Annotated in this window: 17 protein-coding genes; 2 read left to right on the plus strand and 15 right to left on the minus strand. The window is 40.2% G+C overall.

Annotation, left to right across the window (positions count from 1 at the left end; genetic code table 11):
* Nucleotides 1-6 precede the first annotated feature (6 nt).
* Nucleotides 7-816 carry a Cof-type HAD-IIB family hydrolase gene (locus tag WAA20_RS11625; protein ID WP_167562667.1) on the plus strand — a complete coding sequence of 270 codons (810 nt, stop codon included), beginning with the start codon at nucleotides 7-9 and terminating at the stop codon, nucleotides 814-816.
* A gap of 83 nt (nucleotides 817-899) precedes the next feature.
* Here the strand turns inward: WAA20_RS11625 and WAA20_RS11630 are convergent, their stop codons facing one another.
* The 6 genes from WAA20_RS11630 to pheA form a co-directional block, all read right to left on the minus strand.
* Nucleotides 900-1154, minus strand: coding sequence for a glyoxalase (locus WAA20_RS11630; protein ID WP_073385915.1), 255 nt, complete (start codon nucleotides 1152-1154; stop codon nucleotides 900-902).
* Between the two features lie 113 nt (nucleotides 1155-1267).
* The gene (locus tag WAA20_RS11635) at nucleotides 1268-1954 is read right to left on the minus strand and encodes a nucleoside triphosphate pyrophosphatase (protein WP_073385914.1); all 687 of its coding nucleotides are present in this window, start codon (nucleotides 1952-1954) and stop codon (nucleotides 1268-1270) included.
* A gap of 287 nt (nucleotides 1955-2241) precedes the next feature.
* On the minus strand, nucleotides 2242-4461 hold the full coding sequence (locus WAA20_RS11640; RefSeq protein WP_073385912.1) for an RNA degradosome polyphosphate kinase: 2220 nt from the start codon (nucleotides 4459-4461) through the stop codon (nucleotides 2242-2244).
* 50 nt (nucleotides 4462-4511) lie between these two features.
* Entirely contained in the window at nucleotides 4512-6056 is a 1545-nt protein-coding gene (locus tag WAA20_RS11645; protein ID WP_073385911.1) for a hypothetical protein, read from the minus strand.
* 60 nt (nucleotides 6057-6116) lie between these two features.
* A complete protein-coding gene (locus WAA20_RS11650; RefSeq protein WP_139263632.1) occupies nucleotides 6117-7442 on the minus strand; it encodes an ATP-binding protein in 1326 nt (441 codons plus the stop codon).
* A 273-nt stretch (nucleotides 7443-7715) separates the two neighbouring features.
* Nucleotides 7716-8843 carry a prephenate dehydratase gene (gene pheA, locus WAA20_RS11655; protein ID WP_073385908.1) on the minus strand — a complete coding sequence of 376 codons (1128 nt, stop codon included), beginning with the start codon at nucleotides 8841-8843 and terminating at the stop codon, nucleotides 7716-7718.
* A 343-nt stretch (nucleotides 8844-9186) separates the two neighbouring features.
* On the opposite strand from pheA, the gene WAA20_RS11660 reads away from it, so the two are divergent.
* A complete protein-coding gene (locus WAA20_RS11660) occupies nucleotides 9187-10203 on the plus strand; it encodes a DUF5050 domain-containing protein (RefSeq protein ID WP_073385906.1) in 1017 nt (338 codons plus the stop codon).
* Nucleotides 10204-10452: 249 nt separating this feature from the next.
* Here WAA20_RS11660 and WAA20_RS11665 read toward each other — a convergent pair whose 3' ends face one another.
* From WAA20_RS11665 to WAA20_RS11705, 9 genes are all read right to left on the minus strand, one after another.
* Nucleotides 10453-11076, minus strand: coding sequence for an ECF transporter S component (locus WAA20_RS11665; protein WP_073385905.1), 624 nt, complete (start codon nucleotides 11074-11076; stop codon nucleotides 10453-10455).
* Nucleotides 11077-11198: 122 nt separating this feature from the next.
* Complete coding sequence (locus WAA20_RS11670) at nucleotides 11199-11873, minus strand: hypothetical protein (protein WP_073385904.1); 675 nt, start codon at nucleotides 11871-11873, stop codon at nucleotides 11199-11201.
* A 37-nt stretch (nucleotides 11874-11910) separates the two neighbouring features.
* Nucleotides 11911-13233, minus strand: a complete 1323-nt coding sequence (locus WAA20_RS11675; RefSeq protein ID WP_073385902.1) for a radical SAM protein — start codon at nucleotides 13231-13233, stop codon at nucleotides 11911-11913.
* A 92-nt stretch (nucleotides 13234-13325) separates the two neighbouring features.
* The gene (locus tag WAA20_RS11680) at nucleotides 13326-14651 is read right to left on the minus strand and encodes a radical SAM protein (RefSeq protein ID WP_073385901.1); all 1326 of its coding nucleotides are present in this window, start codon (nucleotides 14649-14651) and stop codon (nucleotides 13326-13328) included.
* Between the two features lie 72 nt (nucleotides 14652-14723).
* On the minus strand, nucleotides 14724-16049 hold the full coding sequence (locus WAA20_RS11685) for a radical SAM protein (RefSeq protein ID WP_167562666.1): 1326 nt from the start codon (nucleotides 16047-16049) through the stop codon (nucleotides 14724-14726).
* An 87-nt stretch (nucleotides 16050-16136) separates the two neighbouring features.
* Nucleotides 16137-17681 (minus strand): radical SAM protein, encoded by a 1545-nt coding sequence (locus tag WAA20_RS11690; RefSeq protein ID WP_081373692.1) that lies wholly within the window; start codon nucleotides 17679-17681, stop codon nucleotides 16137-16139.
* 127 nt (nucleotides 17682-17808) lie between these two features.
* Nucleotides 17809-18849 (minus strand): GNAT family N-acetyltransferase, encoded by a 1041-nt coding sequence (locus WAA20_RS11695; RefSeq protein WP_073385897.1) that lies wholly within the window; start codon nucleotides 18847-18849, stop codon nucleotides 17809-17811.
* Nucleotides 18833-19915 carry a GNAT family N-acetyltransferase gene (locus WAA20_RS11700; RefSeq protein ID WP_073385895.1) on the minus strand — a complete coding sequence of 361 codons (1083 nt, stop codon included), beginning with the start codon at nucleotides 19913-19915 and terminating at the stop codon, nucleotides 18833-18835. The genes WAA20_RS11695 and WAA20_RS11700 overlap by 17 nt, the downstream gene beginning before the upstream one ends.
* Nucleotides 19916-19919: 4 nt before the next feature.
* Nucleotides 19920-20141, minus strand: coding sequence for an acyl carrier protein (locus WAA20_RS11705; RefSeq protein WP_073385894.1), 222 nt, complete (start codon nucleotides 20139-20141; stop codon nucleotides 19920-19922).
* Between the last annotated feature and the right edge of the window lie 80 nt (nucleotides 20142-20221).

Genomic DNA, 20221 nt, shown 5'->3' on the forward strand with positions numbered 1-20221 from the left:
TACTTTATGAATAAAAAAATATTTTTCTTCGACCTTGATGGTACATTACTAAATAGTGAAAAAAAGATCACACCCAAAACCATGGATGCTCTGAAACACTTTACTGATGCAGGCAACTATTTTGCCATAAGCACGGGACGCGCAATAGATTCAGCTATGGATGTTCAAAAGGAGCTGGGACTATTTTTCCAGGGGACATTCCTTATAGGCTATAACGGCGGGCAGATCTATGACTGTGCAAAAAATAAGATCGTTTACAGGGCTCAGATTCCTTTTGAGCTTGTAGGGAGATGCTTTGAAATTGCAGAGCGCCGCGGTGTTCACATCCATACTTATAATGATGATCATATTCTGACAAAGAAAACCGGCGAGTGCATGGATTATTACAGGCGCGTTATTAAAACTCCTGTTACCGTCACAGATGATATCTTTAAAGAGCTTAAGTTCGGGCCGTCCAAATGCATAGCTATTGAACTTCATGATCATGACAAGATGGAGGAATTCAGGAAGGAAGTTTCAGAGCTTGCACCGGATAAGCTTTCAGTGATGTATTCAAACCCTTACTATCTTGAGATCTTCCCAAAGGAAGCGGGCAAGGGTTCAGCAGTTGTACGTCTGTGTGAATATCTGAATATACCGATTGAAAACTCTCTTGCAGCAGGCGATGAGCAAAATGACATCAGTATGATAAGGGCTGCAGGTACAGGCATTGCGATGTTTAATGCAACTGACCTGGTAAAAGAAAATGCTGATGTGATCACTGATACTGATAATGATCATGACGGTCTGGCTCCATTTATTGAAGGAGCTATCTAAAAAATACATGAAAACCGCAGCAAGCGCAAAGCCTGCTGCGGTATATTTTTTTAATAAATATAATTTAAATGATAACCCTACTGTTATCCTTCAACAATAAGGAAACGACCGTCTCCAATATCGAAAACCTCAGATGCCTCCAGAATGCTGTCTGAATCGAAGTCAACTCCGGCTTCTTCGAAGTATTCAATAACTTCGTCAACGGAATCTACGACAACTGCACAGCAGTCTTCAAGGAAAGCTTCGGCTTCTTCTCTGGAAGATGCAACATCTTCAGGGAAAAGCTGTTTCTGATTCTCAATAAAAAAATCCAGTACGTCATCATCAAAATCATGCATAGTCTACTCCTTTCGGGCACCCAACCGCCCATGATTATGCACAACATTACCAGTTATAGGATAAAACTGTATATCTTTGAAAAACAAATCTCAAGTAAAGATTTATAAGTTCTTCAATGTACTACCAGGTTGTAATACGTTAATGTCTGATAAAGTCTGGCGATCGGAAGTCCGACTACATTATTGTAATCTCCGTGTATGCCTTTTACATACACGCCGAACATACCTTGTATTCCATATGCGCCGGCCTTGTCATAAGGTTCATCCGTAGAGATGTAAGCTTCGATCTCTTCGTCTGTCATATCATATACAAAAACCTGCGTCTCTTCTGCAAAAACTATTGAACGGACTTTGCCGCCCTGCTTCCACAATACAGTGACTCCGGTAATTACCTTGTGTTCTTCACCCTGGATACCGGATATCATTTTGCGTGCCTGTTCTTTGTCTTTGGGCTTACCAAGTATCTTCTGCTTATATGATACAACGGTATCAGCGCCTATTACAACAGGACTTTCAATATCTTCCTTCGAAAAATCTCCAAAGTTATCGGATGATTTTTTGTCAAAATTGCCATTTACAGAAAGCGTTTCAAGTGGTTCATTTTCAAGGTTTATACCAGTTTCCTTAGAAAAGATCTCTGCTGCCTTCTGAAAAGACAGCTGCTTTACCACTTCCGCGGGCTCTTCGCTTGTTATTACTTCTTCTCCCCGAGCAGGTATAACCTCAAATGTAAGGCCAGCCTGCTGCATGAGTTCCCTTCTTCTGGGACTTCCTGATGCTAAAATAATTTTTGGTGCCATTAACCATTCTTTCTCTTTCTTTTTTATTATATAACTCATCAATTTCTTGAAGATTCCTGAGGGTGGCCGTTAATAAATGATTTTATGGTCTTTGAAAATTATATTAAATTCAAGAGCTTGATAGATGGAAATTTATATTCTTCTTAGGGTCCGCATGTCTGAGCGAAGCGAGTTTCGGACCCTAGAATATAAATTTTCAGATATCATGCCTTGAATTTTATATAATTTTCACGACCATAAAATCATTTATTAACGGCCAGCCTCAGGAATCTTCGACAACTGACGTTTTAGTCGAACTTAGGGCTGCGCTCCGGCGTGAAGACCCTTGTGTCCTTGACCTGCCTTACAGCTTCCTGTGCATAGGATAGCGCCTCCTGGCCGAACTTCTTCTGGGAGTCTACAGATTCTTTGCCCCTCTTATCAATCTTAACATATTCGCCGTGCTCGTTCATAATGCTGGCTTTTTCTGTGTCGCTGAGCTCAACATTAAGTATATGCCATATCTTCTTCTGAAGGTCAGAATCTTCCACCGGGAAAAGAATCTCTACTCTTCTTTCAAGGTTTCTTGGCATCCAGTCGGCACTTGAACAATAATACTCCGGTTTGCCCGCATTTTCAAAGTAAAATACACGGCTGTGCTCAAGGAAGTTACCAACGATGGATCTTACTGTTATATTCTCGGATACGCCTTTTATTCCTGTACGAAGACAGCATATACCTCTGACAATAAGGTCTATCTTAACACCTGCAGCGCTGGCTTTGTATAAAGCCGCTATAACATCCTTGTGACAGATGGAGTTCATCTTGGCTATGATCCTTGCAGGCTCGCCTTTTCTGGCATTCTCTGCTTCTCTTTCTATCATGTAAAGGATACGGTCTTTGAGCCAAAGTGGCGCAATTGAAAGCCTGTTCCATGCAAGAGGTTCACTATAACCTGAGAGCATATTGAATACAGCCGTTGCATCTTCGCCGTAGGAATCCTTACAGGTGAACATACCAACGTCAGTATACTGGCGGGCTGTGGAATCGTTATAGTTACCTGTTGCAAGGTGAACGTAGCGCCTTATACCATCATCTTCTCTTCTAACAACAAGAGTGATCTTACAGTGAGTCTTAAGACCTACAAGTCCGTAGATAACATGACATCCTGCCTGCTCAAGCATCCTTGCCCATACGATGTTGTTCTCTTCGTCAAAACGTGCTTTAAGTTCTACAAGAACTGTTACCTGCTTGCCGTTATCTGCAGCCTTGGCAAGAGCTGCGATGATAGGCGAGTTACCACTTACTCTGTAAAGCGTCTGCTTGATAGCAAGAACCTTTGGATCCTGAGCTGCGTCAGAAATAAATCTTACTACAGGATCGAAGGTCTGGTAAGGGTGATGCATGAGAATATCTTTTTTCCTGATAGAGGCAAAAATATTCTCGTCGGTCCTAAGTTCTGGTACAGGCTGTGGTTCAAGGTAGCCGTGCTCCTTAAAATCATCAAAGCCCTGTATCTTGTAGACTTTCATAAGGAAAGTCAGATCAAGCGGTCCATCAATTCTATATATCTCATTATCTGTAACGTGCATTTCTGCAACGATCAGATCCATAAGACGCTTGTCTATTTTTTTATCAACTTCAAGTCTTATTGCTTCGCCCCACTGGCGCTGCTTGACCTGCTTCTCGATCTCTTTTAACAGATCTTCTGCCTCGTCCTCGTCGATTGAAAGGTCGGCATTACGCTCAACACGGAATGTATAGGCACATTCTATGTTGTAGTTTAGGAAAAGCATATCCATGTTCCTAAGAATTATCTGCTCAAGAAGGATAACCCTGTGGCCCGACTTCTCATCAGAAGGAAGCTCAAGGATTCTTGGAAGTACGTCAGGAACCTGAACCATGGCAAAGTCATAGGCTTTCTTGCAGGATTTTTTGCCATCGGAACTCTTACTATCATCTGAATGTACCGTCTCTGACTTCTTAGCTTTGATCAAGGCGCCGATATTCAAAGACTTGTTCCTGATAAGAGGGAACGGCCTTGAGGAATCAACCGCCATCGGGGTCAGAACAGGATATACGAACTCGCGGAAATATCTGTCCGCGTAGTCGCACTCTTTATCCGTCATCTCTGTATGGCTTCTCAAAATGTGAAGTCCGTTATCATCAAGCTGAGGACTGAGCATCCTGTTGAGGGTGTCATACTGAAGATCTACAAATTCATGAAGAGCCTCTGACACAAGGTCAAGCTGCTGGGTTGCAGTAAGCCCTGCAATATCAGGCTTGGTATAGTCCGCATGGATCATGTCCTTGAGGGATGCAACTCTAACCATGAAGAATTCATCAAGGTTTGACGCAGTTATGGACAGGAATTTAAGCCTTTCAAACAAAGGAGTATTCTTGTCTCTTGCTTCATTAAGGCATCTCTTATTAAACTGGATCCAGGACAATTCCCTGTTCATGTAGTATTTGGGATCTTCGTAATCGATCTCGTCTGTTTTTTTCTTGTCAAAAGAATTCTTACCCATAGATTTAACCTCATGTCGCGAGTGAAACGAGTTACTAATGGCCTACTTTTCTAGAATTGCCTCTTTTGCCTGATAACAGGTCTTACTCCAAATATCTCTTCAAAGAAAGCTGCTCTGTTACCAACAAGGCCTTTTTCTATCGTTATATCTGAAGTTGTATCAAGAAGTATCTGCACTTCGTCGTCCTTAACTGTGACCGCTACGTCCTTGAACTTGTGGTTGTGGGTTCTGTCAAGGGCGTTGGCTACTCTTAGTATCGCAGTGAGCTTTGCTATAGTAAGATAGTCTGTCTTGGTAAGACCCTTGTAGCAGTCCGGCGAATCGTCGAAATACAAAAAGTCTTCGTGATTAAACCTTACCACGTTTGCAACAATGGAACGCTCTCTGTGGGAAAGACCTATGATCTCTGTCGACATGATGATGTTGTAGCAGCAAAAGCCCATATTCATGAGACTTATGTACTTACCACAGTCGTGCAGGATCGTGGACAATTCCAGAAGAAGCCTTTCTCTGTGGCCAAGACCGTGGAGCTTTTTAGTTTTGTCAAAAATAGGAAGTGCGATGGATTCAAGTGTTCTGGCCCTTGATTTACTTCCACCGTAGCGCTTTGCGATCGACATTCCGCAGGCAAGGATATCGGCTTCAAAATCATGAGTTGGAGTTATATACTTTTTGTTTTCTGCATATTCATATGCTATACCATCGCAAAGAGTAACACCCGGTGCCCACAAAAGCTGTGACTGGAGTGTTAATGCGATTCTTTTTACAAGAATTCCAGATATATAAGCAAGGAGTACATATTCATTTGATATACTCAGCTCTTTTGCTATATAGTCATTGGAAGTTTTGGAAAACCTGTCAAGAAGCTTATCAAAGTCCTTACTTGTAATAAAACCCTTTTCAAAGCCGGGAGATGATATCTTCTGAAGTACCGGTGACATATAGTCATCGATAATTACAAGGTTCTTGTAGGTTCTGTCTCCAAGATAGAACTTGGAAAGGACGCGAAGCTGTGAATCAACAAGCTCTGCTATGAGCTCATGATATCTGTCCTTACCTTCAGCAAGGTGCTCCAGCGTCTGGCGAAGGCGCAGTACGCCCAGCTTCATATTTTGAGTTGTAACGAGCTTATCATTATCAAAAAGGGATACCTGAATTGAACCTCCGCCGATATCTACGATGGCGGTGGGCTCTTCGATGAGTTCCGTGAACTTTGCTGACTGCAGGGCGATAGACTTATAATCAAGGAATCTCTGCTCTGAGTTTGAAATGATCTCTACTTTGATCCCTGTTCTCTGTTCGATCTGTGCTGCAACTATGTTGATATTGTGAGTTTCTCTGAGCGCACTTGTGCCATATGCTCTAACGCTTCCTACGCCATAGCTTTTCATGATCTCTGAAAATTCTTTCAGAACTCTTGTAAGCTCCAGCATATGCTGACTTGTAATGGTTCCTGTAGCATAGGTTTCAGATCCAAGATCGATACGGTGCCTTATGTGATCAAGACATTTAAGACCGTTCTTTTTGGATATCTCGAAAATCTTCATAGTAAGCTCATATGATCCCACATGAACCGCTGCAAAAGTTTCGCTCATAAACACCCTCACCTATTTATATTTTGAATCTTTTTCCAAAATATTTATATCAAAATTATTTCAAGCCTCCTGCCCAAGAAGATAATCAATGAACTGCTGAGCACACCTTCCAGACAGGCCGCCGTGATGAAGCTCCCACTTACTCGCCTGAGCCAAAAGCTCATCTTCCGGCATCCTGATACCATTTCTAAGCGCAAGCGTGGTAACAATTTCTTTGAACTGCTTTGGATCCGGCTTTCCAAAATATATGGACACACCGAATCTATCGGACAGAGATATCTTCTCCTGAACCGTGTCACTTGCGTGGATATCTCCGTCATCTGAAAGACTCTTCTTGTCCTTGAAGCTCTCCTTTATGAGATGCCTTCTATTGGACGTAGCATAAATAAGGACGTTCTCAGGTTTCTTCTCAAGGCCGCCCTCAATTACAGCTTTCAGATATTTGTACTCCGTCTCAAAATCTTCGAATGAAAGATCATCCATGTAGATTATGAAACGATAGCTCCTGCCCTTGATCTGAGCAATAACATCATTCAAGTCCTTAAACTGATGCTTATAGACCTCAATGATCCTAAGCCCCTTGTCAAAATAAGTATTAGCAAGAGCTTTGATACATGTAGACTTGCCCGTACCCGCATCGCCATACAAAAGGCAATTATTAGCCGGCCTCCCCGCAAGAAAAGCCTCCGTATTATCCACAAGCTTCTTCTTAGCGATCTCATAGCCAACAAGGTCGTCAAGCTTCACATGTCTTATATTCTTGATCGGCTCAATTGTGACGCCGCTGTATTCAGTATTTAGTGAGTCGCTACTATGTCCCACGCGGAAAGCCTTATGAAGCCCAAACTTCCCAACGCCATATTCCTTGTAAAAAAGAGTAAGGCAGTCTTTCATAGCTTTCTCATCTGCTGCCTTTTCAAGGTCACAGGCGAGCCTGCATATGCGATCTCTTATCCTTCTGTTATAAATCTTACTATCCGAATTCCCTGCTTTATAATCAAAAAGTTTCTCGAAATTCTGTGCCCCAAAACATTCGAAAAGCTCTGTAAAATCATAGTCAAAAAACTTCCTAAACACTTCCATATCATGAAGAACAAGGTCATTTATAGTCCCCTCAACCTGCCCCTTCATCTCACATGCAAGCGAATACGTATTCTCACTATTAACAAGCAAATATGCCAGATAATCATGCCACAGATTCCCATAAAATCCGCCTCTACCCGCGAATTCCACAAGCTCCGACATACACTCATACAAAAGTGCTTTATCCTGGCTATTTATATTAGAAAAGCTCCCCTTTGTATACTTGTCCATAAGATCTGACATAGCAAAGAGCAATTCTTCATCTTCCAGATTCCTGAAGCAAATCAGTTCTTCTACCATTATACCATCTCCATATTTTATATGATAATTAATAATTACTTTCAGGATTCCGGAGGATGGTAGTTAATAAATGATTTTCCGGTCTTTGAAAAATATATTAAATTCAAGAGCTTGATAGATGAAGATTTATAATCCTGCTTAGGGTTTGACTGTTTGAGCGTAGCGAGTTTCAAACCCTAGGAATATAAATCTTCAAATATCATGCCTTGAATTTTATATATTTTTCACGACCGGAAAATTATTTATTAACTACCATCCTCCGGAATCGGCACAGTCTTAATAATTTCCAAGAACTCGCAGCGACTTCGCCTCTTCGCGCAGCCCTCGAAGTGCGTTCTTGACTGAGCTGTCTGCCAAGTTTCCTTCGAAGTCTATGAAGAATCTGTATTCCCAGTTTCTGTCCCCGATAGGCCTGGATTCAATCCTTGTCATATTCACATGATTATAGTGGAAGTGAGACAGAATGTGATACAGCGCTCCCACCTCATTTCCAATTTCGAGCATAATACTTATCTTATTTGCCTTTTTCAGGAAAACTTTCTGATTGGTAACAATTATAAATCTGGTTGAATTAGTCTCAGACTTATTAATACCTTTTTTCAGAATATTCATCCCATAGTACTTGGCTGCATATTCACTTGCAATAGCCGCCTGCGTTTTGTCTCCGTCCTCTGCTATCTTCTGAACACCAAAAGCATTATTCTTCATGCTGATCTGTCGCCAGGCAGGATGGTCTGAAAGGAACTTACCACTCTGCATGAGGGACTGGGCATGGGAATAAACGGTCTTAATATCCTTGATCTCAGCTCCGGGAAGACCTATAAGGCAGTGCTCTATCTTGATTATCTGCTCTCCTACTATAAAGTTCTCGTATTCTGCAAGAAGGTCATAGATTTCAGAAACTATGCCTGCTGTGGAGTTCTCGATTGGAAGGACGGCGTAATCTGCTGCACCTTCTTCGATTGCTATCATTGCATCCCTGAAGGTATCTACGTGGAAGTTATGTACGCCTTCTCCAAAATATTTGAACATGGCAGCCTGTGAATATGCGCCTTCTGCTCCCTGGAATACTACGCGGCAGGTTTTTTTATCTATGGAATTAATTGAGATAAAGGGGAGCCTTCCTGATGCTCCGGCCTCTGTGAGCTTCTGATACTGGAGCTTTCTGCTCATGGCCATTATCTGTTCGAAGAGTTCTTCTACTCCGGTGCGGTTAAAATCATTGTGTGTAAGGCCCTTTACGGTATCTATCTTCTCTTTTTCCCTGGCAGGGTCGAAGACTTTTTTGCCAGTTCCTATCTTGTAATCCGCAACCTGTGAACAAACATCCATTCTCTGCTCGTAAAGCTCTACGATCTTGGGATCGATTTCATCGAGCTTTTTTCTTAATTCCTGTAAATCCATTAAAACCTCCAACTATAGTGCAACTATTTTTTAAGTATTTTATATACCAATTATTATTAATAGCTTCATATTTTTGACCGATAATAATATAAGAATATGTTTTCGCAACTTTGAATCAGAAATCCGCATTTACTGCGGATTTCGTAAGAAAGTGAATCGGTAGGTAAATAGGCCCAACACCGAAGGTGTTCTCAATTGGCCTATTTACATGACTTTTGGAACGAAGTGACAAAAGTCATGACTTTATGATGATACAGTATTCTGACAAATTATTGTCATGGCCAGTATAAGAGAATAATACCGCGGATTGATAGCTGGCGCAAGAAAGGAAAATTAAGCAATTATGGCTAAGATAAGGAACATAATTATTATCATTCTTATCACAGTTGCGGTTGGAGCAGCCGTTGTTGTTTATTTCTATCTTAATATGATTCCTGAAGTGGATCCTACTGTTGGTGGCAACACTACCGGCAATCTTTATAATGGTGGGTATTTTTGTGAGATGGATGGAAAGGTCTATTTCAGAAACAACTACGACAATGGTTGTATGTACAGCATGAATGTTGATGAGACTGATATAAAGCCCGTAACCACCATGAATGTCTACTTTATAAGCGGAAACGGCAATTACCTTTATTTCTATATGGATTCTCAGCACTTGTCGCTTTCAACAAGCGGTATCGGTACTACTGTAAAATACTATGGAGTCTACCAGTGCCGTCTTGACGGTACCAAGCAAAAGTGCCTCTACAGGGGCCGTACTGCTGCCCAGGCTATGTGCGGTAACTACATCTATTTCCAGGTAAAAGATGCTAATGGTGGTTCTCTTTTAAAAATAAAAAACGACAAAACCAATCTCACCACCATTTCTGACGAATATATCGATCCTTGCGGTTTCTGTGATGGCAAGATCTATTTTACCGGTGTAACTAAAGATCATAATCTGTATATGATGGACACATTAAACGGCGATAAGATCACAAAGATCGCTGACGGATATATCTTCTATCCTATATACCATGATGGCTACATTTACTACATGGATGCCGTTGATAACTACCATTTAAAGCGTATGGAGCTTTCGACCATGAAGGTTGAGAAGCTGACCAATAACAGGGTTGAATGTTTCAATCTTAATGACCAGTATATCTTCTACTCTGTAGCAGAGTCGCTGACTCCGGCGCTGCATGTAATGACTCTGGACGGTTCTAGTGATGTAGCAGTACATCAGGGAATCTTCTTCAACATAAGCCTGACGTCGCAGTATGTATATTACACGCCAGCCAAGGACAACACTCGTATGTACCACATGCCTATCGACGGATCCCAGCCTCCGAGCTTATTTAATCCTATGGAATAATACTGAGTATGTAGCGGATTCCTGGGGATGACTGTTAATAAATGATTTTGGGGTCTTTGAAAAATATATTAAATTCAAGAGCTTGATAGAGGGAGATTTATATTCCTGCTTAGGGTTTGACTGTTTGAGCGAAGCGAGTTTTCAAACCCTAGGAATATAGATTTCCCTCTGTCATGCCTTGAATTTTATATAATTTTCATGACCCCAAAATCATTTATTAACAGTCATCCCCAGGAATCTTCACCTTAATTAAACTGCCTTTTGTATGGGAACTGGATCTTCGTCTACTTCGCCTAGAAGTCCTGTTTTGAAGAGTATTGGGCGAAGGGCAAGATAAGCGATGACACCGATCACGGAGTTGATAACTGCATTTACGACGGTTGCGGCTGTTGTGATCGCAATAAGAGCACTAATTGCTGATGCAGCCTTCTCTGAATTTGGTGTAAGAAGTGTATACCAGATGTATTTAAGAGAGGGTTCAAATACGCAATTGAATGCAAGTCCGGCAACTGCTGAAACAATAGACCATTTCACGATATAGCTCTTTTGATGATTATGAGATATCTTGGCAAATCTGTGCGCTACAAGTCCAACTATAAGTCCAATAGCTAATTTGCAGATGAATGTTCTAGGAGCTGAAACTGCATAACCTCCAAGAATATCTGCTATGGAAAGACCTATTGCACCAGCGAATCCACCATATACTCCACCAAGGAGAAGCGCTCCTAATACAACAAAAGCATTTCCGATATGAATCTTGGTTCCTGTTGTAGTTATAGCAGGAAATACTGCATAACCTACATAGCAAAGCGCAGCCATAAGACCTGCGTATGCGATTTTGATAAGTCTCTTGTTTTTCTGTGATGTTTTCATAATAGTCCTCCTCTGTTTTTTGCTAATATAGCACTGAACTGGCATCATTGATATTACCAAAAATATATTTTTATATAATACCAGTTTATATAGAGAAGAATTATTACTTCTATTCAACGCTTTTAGTCGTCAAATTCCTCGGTTTGTGACACCATGTTTGTCTTTAGGGAATCAAACCTCTGATGAATTTCCCCTATAAGTTCATAGTCTTTATCAGAATATTTTTTGTACTCGTCGAAGCGTACTTCGATATATTTACTTTGCCCTGTGGGATCAACAAAAGATATAGAGTAGCTCCAGGCACTGTAATCCGTCACGAAGTCATCGCTGTCTTCCCTGTTCATAAGCTTATCTACGTGCTTTTCTTTTAAAAAATCCCCAAAAGCCTGTACGTCTTCTTCAGAAACCGAATATATAGTCGTAATTTCAGGCTCTCCTAGCTCCTCCTGATCACAACATTCGATGATCCATTCTCCGTCCCTTTGTGCAAGAGTCTGATAATGATGGCCACCATTCATATCACTATATCCGGGATGATACTGAAAACTGACAAGGTCTCCGGCCCAAGAGGTATCAGCAGAATTTTTGCTATCGCCGTTATCTGTAGCATCCTTACCGGATTTCCCTTCACTTGGGACGTCTGTTTTGGGGTCCTTCTTTTGATTCTGCTGATCCTGCTTTTCAGACTCTCCGCTGTTGTACCCAAGGTCAAGAATCTTACCACACCCAGCGAGTGTAAATACTAATACTATTACTGCCAGAACAAACGATATATATCTTCTATAAAAACGATTCATATCTGTCCCTCCTGTATATATTATACACACTTCGCTTTTAAATGATATTCGGCACGATTCCTTTTTTGATCTGTTTTCTGTAGAACAAATTTACGAGAAAATAGAAAGTCACATTGTAAGGGCGTTTTAAAAATGCCGTTGTAAATATCGTTCTCTTCAAGATGCTCTTTATAGAGTAGACCTCATTGTACAGATCCCAATATGCCTTGGTAAGTTCCTGCGGCGTCATGTTCTTGGGATAATGAACTGCTTCGCAGGCATTGTAGGAATACATGTCTGTATTGTAGATCCTGTCTGCCTTTTTCATCTCGTCATAATATTCCGTACCCGGAATCGGGGTCAGGATATAGAATCTGGGTACAGCTATGTGGTTATCAGCCACGAACTTTGCTGTTGCCTTGATGGACTCAAGTGTATCTCCCTCAGCACCTACTACCATCTCGGTAGATATATCAATTCCATGTTTTCTTATGATATTGATCTGCTCGGAATAGTTCTCAGGCTTGGCCCATGCTTTATGCATGCCTATAAGGCTTTCCTTGCTGATACTTTCAAGTCCAAAGCTCAGCATATAGCAGCCGCTCTTTGCGATAGTATCAAGGAGCTCTTCATCTTTGGCTATATCAATTGAGCACTGGGTCATCCAGTACATCTTAAGCTTTTTGATCTCAGCACACAGCTTTATAGCATAGTCTCTGTCGGAAAAGATATTGTCATCAAGAAGAAGGAACTGCCTGAATCCAAGAGATTTAATCTTTTTGATATCTCTTATAACTTCATCTATATCTCTTTTCAGGTACTGGCCTTTATACAAACAGTATATGGAACAGAAACTGCAGGTTTTAGGGCATCCTCTTCCAGCCTGAACAGGGAGGAAGTTTCCTATTTTCTTATTAAGGATAAGCTCATACTTGGGTATCGGATAAGTTAGTTTTTCCAGCTTCTTCTTGTATACCTTTTGAAGATTACCATTTTCAAAGTCTCTGACCATCTGCGGCCAGGTCTCTTCGGAATCGCCTATCATTACGCTGTCACAGTATTTCTGCGCTTCTTCCGGCATAAGACTTACCATGTATCCGCCAAGAACTACTGTCTTGCCTCTCTTCTTGAATTCCTGAGCTATAGCGATAGTCCTCATGACAGCATGACCCATGCTACTGATACCTATTAGGTCAGCATCTGTATCGAAGGGAACATCTTCTATGGTCTCATAGCATATTTCAACATCAAAGCCTTCAGGAGTAAGCGCAGCCAGAAGGGGAAGCGCCAATCCTACAAAGTAGAGTTTATTCTTTTTAACCAGCACCCCATGTTGATCGTATGGTGTCGGCTGTATTAATAGAATTTTTTTATTACTCATTAAATTCTCTTTTCAAAGCTATGCATTTTACGATTAACTAACTTCACATATTTATAAACTGCCAGTCCTCAGGAATCCCCCGCGATCCCATTTTATTCCGTGCCCTTATTCTTATATTTCCTGTTGAAGGTTCCAAGAAGTCCTGCCATGTAGATTCTTGGGAAGTTGACATAGTAGAGGAAATCATACTCCATCTTGAAAAACCACGCCGGCAGGTGCTCGGGCTTCATAAGGACGCTGGTTCCACCTGTTCTTTTGTATTCATAGCGGATGAGCTTGTCCTTATTTTCCTCATAAACAGGTGTTCCCTTGAAGGGGATAAGGATACTGAAAAGAACCCAAATGAGCTTCTCTTCCTTGATGAACTTGTTGATGTTCATGAAATCCTTGTGCTTAAAATCGTAGTTGATAACAAAGAGGCCGACGCAGACCATGTTGTTATCCCTGAGGATCTTTACAGCCTTTTTGTTGAGCATGACACTGGAGTTCTTGTTGTACTTTTCAAGGGTGGTATCTTCTACTGCTTCAAGTCCAACCAGCATATCCCTAAATCCAACTTTATATAAAAGTGGCATGATATCTTCGCAGTTAACGATGCTGTCTGCTCTTGCAAAGATCATGATGGTCTTGGTGCATTTTCTTTCAAGAAGTTTCTTGCATATAGCTTTGACTCTTTCCTTATTTACCAGGAAATCATCATCTACGAAAAAAATCTTGTCGTTGTCAAGTTCCACGATCTCATCAACAACATCATCTATATCTCTTTCCTTATAGGTGCAGTTATTAAAGGTTCTTGAAACACAGAATTTGCACTCCTGAGGGCAGGAAAAAGAGCCTCTCATCAGTGAAAAACAACCTTTGGCAAGAACTCTGAACTTCTTTCTGTTCTCATAAAAGATGCTTCTGTCAGGTCTTACGCCATAGCTGCTGATGGGCGGACACTTCTCATTTTCAAACCATTTACCATCTTTTTTATAAGCAAGTCCTGTGGAATCCTTTAATACAGAAACTTCAAAGTTATGTCTTACTGCATTTCTAAGGGATTCAAGGCCGTTGTCGTAGTACACGTAATCTATCTCATCGATCATAAAGTCCTGATGATTGATGTTAACTTCAGCTCCGCCAACCATGATCTTAATGTCAGGCTTTAGCTTTTTAAGCTTCTTGATCACATCAAGGGCATATCCTGCTGTATAGGATATGATGGAAAAACCTACAAATGATATATTATTTTCTTCAATGTGCTTAACAAGTCTCTGGAATCTGAAAAAAGGACTATGGAGACTTTCATCAAAAATCATGCAGTTTTTCTTTTCCTGCTTAACCACGGTCATGATGTACTCAAGGCCAAGTGGCTCAAGGCTTGCAACTCTCGCATCATAATGGACGCGAACGAACATATAATTTAAATCTTTCATATCAACCTCATATCTCACAATCATAATAATGAGACTGCGATAATTCTTTTTACAAAAATAATCTTCAAAGCATTAAAACCAACCAGTCTTCTTGGTGTCATAAGCTGTTCCAAAGAGTGTCCTGACTATGATCTTGGGGTATGTCACAACGTGGAGCCAGTAGTAGCGCATCTGGAACATAAATGCGCTCATGTGTTCCGGTGGAACTGTAACATGAAGGCCGTCTCTGTTCTTGGATTTAAAGTTAACGAGCTTGTCCTTGTACTGCTCATATGCATCAGTACCCTTATAAGGAGTGAAAATTCCAAATACCATCCATAACAAATTGTTATCTTTGATAAACTTCAAAAGATTCCTGAAATCCTCTTTGGTAGATGTATGGCTTACTACGAACAGGCCGTTACATACGATATTGTTCTCATGGCAGTGCTTGATCGCAAGGATGTTATCATTTCTGGATGTCTGCTTATTATATTCCTTGAGCTGGGCATCGCTTACTGCTTCAAGACCTATGAGAAGGTCTCTGAATCCGGCTTTATATGCAAGCGGGAGTACGTCAGGGTTTTCTGCTATAAAGTCAGCTCTTGCATATGCCATGAACTGCTTCTTGATGCCCTTTTCGATTATCTTTTCGCAAAAGCTAATAACTCTTTCTTTGTTAAAAAAGAATGTGTCATCAACAAACCATATCTTGTCGTGCTTAATAGATTCGACTTCTTCTATTACAGAATCAAGGTCTATCTCTGTGTATACGCCGCTGTTCATCTTGGTGCAGTAACAGAAGTTACAATTAAATGGGCAGGAAAAAGAAGCTTTTGATAAAGCGAATTTTCCTTTCATAAAGATAAAATTCTTTTTAAGGCCCTTGTAGAACTCTGTTCTGTCAGGCTTAACGATGAAGCAGTCTACGGGTTCGCCTTTTTCTTTTACCACCCATTTGCCGTCTTTTTTAAAGCAGATGCCTGTCTGCTTGTCCAAAACTTCGGGATCAAGGCCTGCTGCCCATATGTTCTTCTGGGTCTTAAGGCCGTTGTCGTAATACACAATGTCTATCTGATCCTTACAAAAGTCAGTGTAATTGAGCTCTGCTTCAGGTCCCCCTACCTGAATGCAGATATCAGGGAATTCTTTTTTGAGCTGGGCAGCTCTGTCAAGGATATAATCGACCGTGTTGGCATTAGCATTAAAACCGACTACGTTATATCCGCCTTCTCTGATCTTCTTTTTGATCCTTTCGAGCCTGAAAAACCAGGAATGCTGAAACTCATCAAGGATCTCACATTTAATATTCATATCTCTGCAAAGTCCTGCCACATACTCAAGTCCTAAAGGCTCGAGGTGTGCGACGATTGATGAATATTTTGGTCTTATCAGAAGGACCTTTATTTCTTTTTTCATACCATTTTCCATATTTTTAATTCCTTAAATGTATAACTTATACGATCAAATTCGATCTTAAGAATATGATCGATATTCCTTTTAAACTTATAATAACTTTTTAAAATACTGCATATTAACCTTGGCAGCGCCTACGGTCAGCTTAAGGGTGTCATAGAGTCCGTACTTTTTGACCATATACCACCAGCTCTTGGGATTGGCTGTGATCTTGTAATACAGGACCATGGTGTACCAGTAATACTTCCTGACTGAAAGGTTCATGGGCTTAACAACAAGATGGGCAAGGTCCCACTTCTCGTATTCATCTTCTCTAATAATAAAGTCCTTGCGGTACTGCTCGTACATCTCGGTTCCGCGAAGTGGCGTTAATGGCTGAAGATTTACAAAAATAAGTCCGAGCTTTTTGATCCATCTTCCAAGAGCATTAAAGTCTTCCTTGGTCCAGTCAAGACCCAGGATAAAGGTTCCATAGCATTCGACATCGTATTTTTGCAGGATGCTTACAGCTTTTTCATTGATGGAAACCTGAGTTCTCTTATTGTAGGTATCAAGGTCTTTACTACTGCAGGATTCAAGGCCTACGATAACGGCTCTTAGGCCTACTTCCTTAAGCCTCTTTATGGCTGCTTCGTTGTTTGCGATAAAGTCTGCTCTTCCGTATACAAGATATTTCTTGTGAATGTTGTTCTTTTCAAGCAGGTCGCAGAACTCCATTAGCCTTTCTGCATTAAACAAAAAGTCGTCATCGACTATATATACTTCTGTCTGCGGAATTGTCTTAAGCTCTTCTATTATATTTTCAAGACTTCTTGCGAAGTACTTATCATCGGTTATCTGCCTGCAGAAGCAGAACTTGCAGTTATAGGGGCATCCAAAGGATGTCTTAATGAGACTGCAGTTTCTGTGGAACATGTAATAGTAGTGTTTCCTATATTTTGAAACCTTGTCCCTGTCTGGAAAAAGATAATTGAAGGTAGTCTCTTTTACCGCCTTATTTACGCCTTTTGTATAGACACAGTCGAGGGGATTGTCATCCTGGCAAACGGCTTCCTGCGCATTATTTAATTCTTTACTTACGATACTTTTCCGGTCAGGTAATAAGTCTTCTTGAGATTTTATACCAGCTTCGTTATTTTTTTCTTTACTATCTTCACTTCCATCATCATTTCTATTCTCATTTATATCTTCTTTAGAAATAATGCTATTTTTTACTGTGTCTATTTCATGCAGATTCTCAAGCTTTTTTAGAATCGAAATAAAAGTCTTTATTCCATTAGCTCTTATAATGTAATCGATATTAGGATCTTCAAAATCCTCCGGATTAACTTCAGCATGGACGCCGCCAACTATTGTTACTATATCCTTACTGTACTCTTTGACCTGCCTTGCGTAGTCCTTAATGATATTTACATGAGCAATATAGCCGGTAACGCCGACTACGTCGGGCTTGTGTTTCTCCAAAAAGTAGGCGATCTTCTTTTTTTCAAGGATCATGTCTACTATGACTACTTCATGTCCCAGTGGTTCAACATTGGACGCTATATATTCAAGTTCCAAGGGCTCGCAGATCATGACGTTTTGAAGTCCTATCGTCTCCTTATGGGGCCTTGGCCTAAATAAAACAATTTTCATAACAACCTCATTAAATTCTAATCAACTGAAACCACATTCAAATGAATTTCCCTCTGACAGATGGTATAGATTGATGTAAATATTTATTTATAAAATCAAAGAAAATCTTGCATTCCTTAATAAGTACTCATTCTTTCAAATCTTTAAATACGCAGAAATCCGGAAAGGCATATCTGTACTCAAGAAGATATCTTCCGTGCTTCACCAGGAAGTTTATAAACCCGTTTGAATGATGCGCGTAGAAATATCTCTTTTCCAGCGCTGCGCCAAACTTAAGCTTGGTTTCTTCCGATGTCTGACCGAAATCTATGGTCTTGCATCCGTGCTTTATTCCATACCTTATTATGTGAAAAAGCATATAGTAATAAAGATCCGTGGTATCTTCCGAATAGTCCATTCCGCACAGCATGAAGATGAGCTTATCTTCTGCTTTTCTAAGAAGTACAAAGCCTATAGGCTTATCTTCTTTCAGGAATACGATCTTGGTAGCATCTACCTTGTCAAAAAAACCTTTTTCCAGTTTTTCAAGTTTGTAGTCTGACTTATTGTATGTATTTAGATATAACTGGTATACATCTATAGAGTCATCTGTGATCTCTCTTACTGTCAAATGGGAACACGCTTTAATAGCAAGCTTTATGCGCCTTCTGTAATGACTTCTCAGTGCGCATAGATATTCATCTTCTGTCTTAAATCTGTTTTGGAAGACGCAGGTAGGAAGTGTCTGCCCCAAAACGAAGTCCTTGTGGGGTCTATGCTCTTTTGTGTTAAGGATAAGTACAGGACCTTTCAATGTTTTTGCAAATTCAAGTACAAGATCCGTATCATTTGTGATAAATCCCGGCTCACTTAAGGAACATGGATAACCAATGACGCTTGTACTAAGCGATAAGTCCATTTTTCCATAGGTGAAAATGTTAAGGTTCATCTTATATACAATTATGAAAGCTTTGGAACTGCCTTTTTGTACATGGTAGTATTCCTGTTCAAAGAGGTTTTCTTTCTTACATAGTCTAAGCAGCTCTGTTTCAAAAGGAAAAGGCTCTTTGGCCTGCCCATCTATAAGTGCCTGGATGTCCTCAGGGACTTCGCTCAGCTTCCTTACCATAAGACTAGTATCAGAACTTTTTTCTCTTATGATAAGGTCTTGGTCAGATCTCTTTCTCATACACTACATACCTTTTGTATTTCTCATCGCACAGGGCCTGACATACGCTGTTTGAATCGACATTTTCTTCAAGAACCCAGGATGATACAAGGTTTTGTATTCCATGACCCTGCATTGAGATATATACCTGATCAAGAAGTCCCATAACAAGACCGCTCTTCCTGTGCTGCGGAAGGACGCCGTATTCCATCAGCTTTCCGTATTTTATCTTCCTGCCCATAAAGATATTCCTGAAAAAGTGCCTTACACCAAACACTTCTCCGCCTTTTGCAAGTTCGTTATAATCCGGATACCACATGACGAATCCGACCGGCTCTCCGTCTTTGAATGCGAAAATAAGCGAATCCTCTTTCATGAACAAAAAGAGCTCTTTAAGCATCTCTTTATCTTCTTTATAGTTTCTTTTGTAATAGTATCTGTGGCCTTCAAATGCCTGATTATTAAGGTCAGTGTATATCTTTGAATACTCATCAAAATTCTTTTTGTCAAAAGATTTGAATTCATAATTCTTTTTGATCTTTCTAAGAAGGCTTGCGTATCTCTCAATCCTTGTGTGATCGGTCACGGACCTGTAGGTGCAAAGATATACCTTTTCAAGATCCATTTTGTCAAAATAGTCATTATAGAACTTTGGATTTGCAGCAGATGAGAAAGTGTTCTTCTCATCATAATGATCGCATAAAAGCCCAAGGCCGTAGTTAACATGGCCATTTAAGCCTATTACAAGTTTTTTGCAGTTATGCTTTTTACCTATTTCGATAGCTTTATCAACAAGCAGCTTTGCAGCTTCATCCTGGCCTGGAAGGCTTTCGAAAAAGCAAAGCTGGATATAATCAGAGAGGTCACTTGCGTATACAACAATTCCCTGACACACTATATTATTTGAATCTTTTACATTGAAGGCGTATATCTCTTTATCATTAACAAAGCTTGTCTTTCCGGAGAAAAGTTCCTGTATCAGGAACAGGTTGTTGTCTACGTAAAGACTACTTTCTTTATATAGTTTTCTTCTAAAATCAAGGAACAGCTTTTGTTCCTTATGATCTTTAACTTCTATTACTTCCATAACCTTATACTATTTTCTCCTGGATATATGTGATCATATCTTCGACAGTATTTAGTGATTTATAATCATCTTCATCCATCTCTATTCCATATCTTTCTTCAACCAGACAGATAAGTTCGATAAAATCAAATGATGACAGGTCAAAATCCGTCTTAAAATTAGAAGAAAGCTCTATATTATCAATATCATATTGTTCTTTCATTAATTTCTTAAATTCATCTAACATAATTAACCTCCTGCCGCAAGTTAAACGAATAACTAATTTTTCTAGTTACTGAAGCTTGCGACACAAATTTGGGTATGATT

The organism is Butyrivibrio fibrisolvens (assembly GCF_037113525.1).
Taxonomy (GTDB): Bacteria; Bacillota; Clostridia; order Lachnospirales; family Lachnospiraceae; genus Butyrivibrio; species Butyrivibrio fibrisolvens.